This is a genomic window from Streptomyces mexicanus (genome assembly GCF_902506575.1).
GTDB lineage: Bacteria > Actinomycetota > Actinomycetes > Streptomycetales > Streptomycetaceae > Streptomyces > Streptomyces mexicanus.
On sequence record NZ_LR732544.1, the window covers coordinates 3,305,730 to 3,310,252 of the forward strand.

At 73.0% G+C, this 4,523-nt stretch carries 5 protein-coding genes; 2 read left to right on the forward strand and 3 right to left on the reverse strand.

Going from position 1 to position 4,523, the window contains the following annotated elements:
• Positions 1-251 precede the first annotated feature (251 nt).
• Positions 252-626: a hypothetical protein gene (locus GV126_RS14695; RefSeq protein WP_028421757.1), complete on the forward strand. Its 375-nt coding sequence runs from the start codon at positions 252-254 to the stop codon at positions 624-626.
• 71 nt (positions 627-697) lie between these two features.
• Here the strand turns inward: GV126_RS14695 and GV126_RS14700 are convergent, their stop codons facing one another.
• Positions 698-1,309 (reverse strand): hypothetical protein, encoded by a 612-nt coding sequence (locus GV126_RS14700; RefSeq protein WP_159666576.1) that lies wholly within the window; start codon positions 1,307-1,309, stop codon positions 698-700.
• A 239-nt stretch (positions 1,310-1,548) separates the two neighbouring features.
• Positions 1,549-2,391, reverse strand: a complete 843-nt coding sequence (locus GV126_RS14705; protein ID WP_028421755.1) for a MurR/RpiR family transcriptional regulator — start codon at positions 2,389-2,391, stop codon at positions 1,549-1,551.
• 201 nt (positions 2,392-2,592) lie between these two features.
• On the opposite strand from GV126_RS14705, the gene GV126_RS14710 reads away from it, so the two are divergent.
• Positions 2,593-3,024 carry a hypothetical protein gene (locus GV126_RS14710; RefSeq protein WP_185948270.1) on the forward strand — a complete coding sequence of 144 codons (432 nt, stop codon included), beginning with the start codon at positions 2,593-2,595 and terminating at the stop codon, positions 3,022-3,024.
• A gap of 249 nt (positions 3,025-3,273) precedes the next feature.
• On the opposite strand, the gene GV126_RS14715 is transcribed toward GV126_RS14710, so the two are convergent.
• Positions 3,274-4,523: cystathionine beta-synthase (locus tag GV126_RS14715; RefSeq protein WP_236569993.1), on the reverse strand; the 1,250-nt coding region annotated here is incomplete at its 5' end.

A 4,523-nucleotide genomic window follows, 5' to 3' on the forward strand; every position in this document is an offset into this window, starting at 1 on the left:
TCTTTTCCTCCCCGTCGGTGCTTGTGTCTTTTGTGTTTTTTTTTTCAAGTCGGGGGCGCCCACCGTGGCCTTCACGTAAGGCGTCGTCGGCCGCGTCAGATGTGTATACGAGCCCGGCACCACCAGCACGACCGGCACCACCCCAGGCACCACCAGCACCCTCCCAGGCGCCCCCAACACCGCATCGGACGCCGGCGCGCCTGTGGCCACCGAAAGTTGACCGACCCCGACCGATCCGAGGAGACCCGGACATGGCCAACACCGAGACCTGCCTGAAAGAAGCACTCGCCTCCATCGAGGGCGCGACCGGTGTCGCGCTCGTCGACTACACCAGCGGCATGGCACTGGGCACGATGGGCGGCAGCAAGACCTTCGACCTGAACGTCGCGGCGGCGGGCAACACCGACGTCGTACGGGCCAAGATGCGCACCATGGAGCACCTCGGCCTCAAGGGGGAGATCGAGGACATCCTGATCACCCTCACCGACCAGTACCACCTGATCCGGCTGCTCAGCGGCCGCGCCGGCAACGGTCTCTTCCTGTACCTCGCCCTGGACGCCAAGCGGGCCAACCTGGCGATGGCCCGCCACCAGCTGAAGAAGATCGAGGAGGACCTGGAGGTCTGACCCGCGGGACCCGTCGGCTCATCCGCTCATCCGCTGGCCCGCTTGTCCCCTCGTCCGCCCCGGCCGCCGGGTCAGACGAGCGCCGCGGTGCGGCGGCGCGCCCCGCCCGGGGCCGCGTCGCCCGCCGCGATGCCGGTGCTGCGGTAGCCCTTGACCGCCGGGCCCGCCGGGCGCCCGCCGTGCTTGCCGAGCCAGTCGACCCGCACCCACAGCAGCACCTCCTCGGCGCGCTCCTGCCGCCCCAGCCAGGCGGCCTTCAGCCGCAGCCCGGTCCCGGCACCGGCCAGGAGCAGGCCGCCGGCCGCGGGCAGCGCCAGGGAGCCGGCCAGCGCGGCCAGGAACGCCAGCAGCAGCCACAAGCGGTGCCCGCGCCGCCAGGCGCGGACGCTGACGGCCCGGTCCTGCAGCACGTCGTGCCGTCCGGCGCGCGCGGCCGCGCGGGCCAGGGCCCGGTAGCGCCGGCGCCGGGCACACGCCACCACGGCCGCGGTCACCAGGAACAGTGCGGCCCCGGCGAGCAGTCCGATCCGGCGGCCGGTCAGGCCCGGCACGGCCAGCCCGATACCCGCCGCGCACACCCCGAGCCACCACAGCGGCGCCGCCCCGGCCCGTACGACGACGGCCACCCGGGCCAGTCCCCGGCCTCCGCGCGCTCCGCGCCCCTCGCGACCTCCGCGTGCCACTGCCGTCTCCTTCCGCCCCGGCACAGTCCCGTTCCGTTCGGGAGTCCCTTCGGGACCTCGGTGGAAAGTCCCGCTCGGGCGGGCAGGTTAGCGAGGGTTCCTGAGACGAATCTGAGAGCGCACGCCCGCGGCCGACCGCCCGGCCCGCGCTCCCGGCGGGACGCCCGCCGCGTACGGCGGGAAGGCCGACAGTCAGGACGGCCAGCACGACGGGGCGGCCGACACGACGGGACGGCCGGTCACTCCACGAACAACCCGCGCGCCGCCGCCTTGGCGTCGAACTCCTCCAGCCGCGCCTGCGCGTCCGGCAGGTCGTCGCACATGGCCTCCAGGAGCACCCGGCCCAGGAGCATCGGCGCGCACGCCGTGTCGAAGGCCAGGCCGGTGCCGACGGCCGCGGGCAGCAGCAGGTCGGAGTGTTTGGCGACCGGCGCGAACGCCGAGTCGGCGACCGTGACGACGGTCAGCCCGACGTCCTTGGCGTAGGCGAGGGTGTCCACCACCTCACGCGGGTGCCGGGGCAGCGCGAAGCACAGCAGTGCCGAGGCGCCCGCCCGTACGGCGGCGTCGACGCGGTCCTGGATCATCGTGCCGCCCTCGTCGAGCAGCCGTACGTCCGGGTGGACCTTGGCGGCGAAGTACGAGAAGCCGTACGCCTGCGAGGCGGCGGCGCGCAGGCCGAGGACCGGCAGCGGGCGCGAGGCGGCGAGGATCCGGCCCGCCTGCTGCACCGGGCGCGGATCGGCCAGCGCCTCCGCCAGGTGCCTGAGGTTCTCGATCTCGGCCTCGACGGCCTGCTGGTACTCGTTGTAGGCGACCGGGCGGTCCACCGGTTCGGCGGGCGCGACCTCGCGCAGGTGGCGGCGCAGCGCCGGATAGCCGTCGAAGCCCAGGGCGACGGCGAAGCGGGTCACCGAGGGCTGGCTGACCCCGGCCAGCTCGGCGAGTTCGACGCTGGACAGGAACGGCACGTCGGCGGCGCGCCGGACCATGCTGTGCGCGATGCGCCGCTGGGTCGGCGTCAGCCGGTGCCCTTCGAAGAGCGCCTGCAGCCGTGCCGCAGGGCTGTCGGTCCCGCTCATGACGTGCTCCCCCTCCAGAAGTCGTCGACGCCCCGGAGAGTACTCCCCGACCAGTTTTTATTCAGCTATGGAGAACTCTGCATGAGATCATGCAGAAGGAGCAAGGGACAGGCCGGACACCTGCCCGCCACCGTGGAAAGTGGGGGGCTAGCCCCACTGCGGCGCCCGCCCGGTCTTCCTAGCCTGAGTGACATGAGCGGAATGGACGCGCGGGACGCCGACCTGAAGAAGGAACTCGACGCCACCCTGCAGGCCCGCAGGGAACTGGGCGACGAGTACGAGTCGGCGCTGGTCGACTCCTTCCTGGAGAAGGTCGACCAGCGCATCGACGGCGCCGTGGAGCGCCGGGTTCGCCGGCAGCTCGCCGAGCAGCAGATGGCGGTGGCCCGCGACGCGCGGACGCCGAGGGCCACCGACTCCTTCGGTGAGCGCTTCGGGTTCGGCATCGTCTCGCTGGTGCTGGCCGTCCCGCTGTCCGCGATCGGCGGCGGTGTGGGGCATCTGCCGGGGCTGATCGTGGCCTGGGCGGGCATCGTCGGCGTCAACGCCGTCCAGGCCGCCCGCACCAACCCCGGCCTCTTCGCCGGCCGCCGGCGCCGCACCGACCAGGGGGACGCCTGGCAGGAGGACTGAGAGCAGCAGGACGGCAAGGAGGGCCGCGAGCAGGAGGGCCGAGGACGTCCGACCGTGTGCGCGGGGACCGCCGCACCCCCAGCAAGTGGGGGGCGGGACGACGGCGGTCCCCGCGGGGGACGCGGGCCGGGTCAGGGCCGGGCCTGCGCGTCCGTGGCGTCCTTGGAGGTCCGGGAGCCGCTCCGGAGGTCCCTGACGCCCTATCGGCCGCCGGCGCGGAGGGGAGCCGCTCCCTCCCGCCGACATCCCCTACTGTGCCCGGCGCGTGTTAAGCGGGTGCTGCGGGCACGTGACACGCGCGTACCACTTCCGAGACGAACGCTCAGCCGCAGGCCACCGCACGTTCCCGCACCCGCCGCGCGCACGCGCCCCGCGCGCACGCCCACGCACCCGTGCCCCGGCATCGGCGGCACCGAGCACCGACATCAGGTCGGCGACCGGCTCGCCCGAGCCGACCTGCGGCAGCGGCGCGGACATGTGCTTCTCCAGCGGGTCGTCCAGCGAGGCCCGCTGGGTGAACAGCGCGTTCAGCAGCTCGCGCTCGACGACGGAGCCGACCACCTCGGCCGCCATGACGTCCGGGTGACCGGCGCCCGGCTTGACGATCGGCATCTGGGAGACGCCGTACTCGCGCAGCACCTCGATGGCCTGCCCGACGGTCTCGTCCGGGTGCATGTGGACCAGGGAGGGGATGCCGCCGTCCTTGTCGCGCAGCACGTCACCGACGCGGGCGCTGGGGCCCTCATTCTCCAGGAAGCCGTAGTCGGCCATCCACTCGTCGTTGAAGATCTTCGACAGGTACCCGCGGCCGCTGTCCGGCAGCAGGACCACCACGACGTCGTCCTCCCCGAGCCGCTCGGCCACCCGCAGCGCCGCCACGACCGCCATGCCGCAGGAGCCGCCGACCAGCAGGCCCTCCTCCCGGGCCAGGCGGCGGGTCATCTGGAAGGAGTCCTTGTCGGAGACGGCGACGATCTCGTCGGCGACGGTGCGGTCGTAGGCGGTGGGCCAGAAGTCCTCGCCGACGCCCTCGACCAGGTAGGGGCGGCCGGAGCCGCCGGAGTACACCGAGCCCTCCGGGTCGGCGCCGATGACCTTGACCCGGCCGTCGCTGACGTCCTTGAGGTAGCGGCCGGTGCCGGAGATGGTGCCGCCGGTGCCGACGCCGGCCACGAAGTGGGTGATCTTCCCCTCGGTCTGCTCCCACAGCTCCGGGCCGGTGGAGTGATAGTGCGACAGGGGGTTGTTGGGGTTGGAGTACTGGTCGGGCTTCCAGGCGCCCGGCGTCTCACGGACCAGCCGGTCGGAGACGTTGTAGTAGGAGTCCGGGTGCTCCGGGGCCACGGCCGTCGGGCACACCACCACTTCCGCCCCGTACGCGCGCAGCACGTTGATCTTGTCGGTGGAGACCTTGTCCGGGCAGACGAAGATGCACTTGTAGCCCTTCTGCTGGGCCACGATGGCCAGCCCCACGCCGGTGTTGCCGCTGGTCGGCTCGA

What these genes read in the sequence shown, in the direction of transcription:
- GV126_RS14705 (WP_028421755.1), bottom strand. Translation starts at nt 2,391, where the DNA reads ATGAGCGGGACCGACAGCCCTGCGGCACGGCTGCAGGCGCTCTTCGAA.
- GV126_RS14695 (WP_028421757.1), top strand. Translation starts at nt 252, where the DNA reads ATGGCCAACACCGAGACCTGCCTGAAAGAAGCACTCGCCTCCATCGAG.
- GV126_RS14710 (WP_185948270.1), top strand. Translation starts at nt 2,593, where the DNA reads ATGGACGCGCGGGACGCCGACCTGAAGAAGGAACTCGACGCCACCCTG.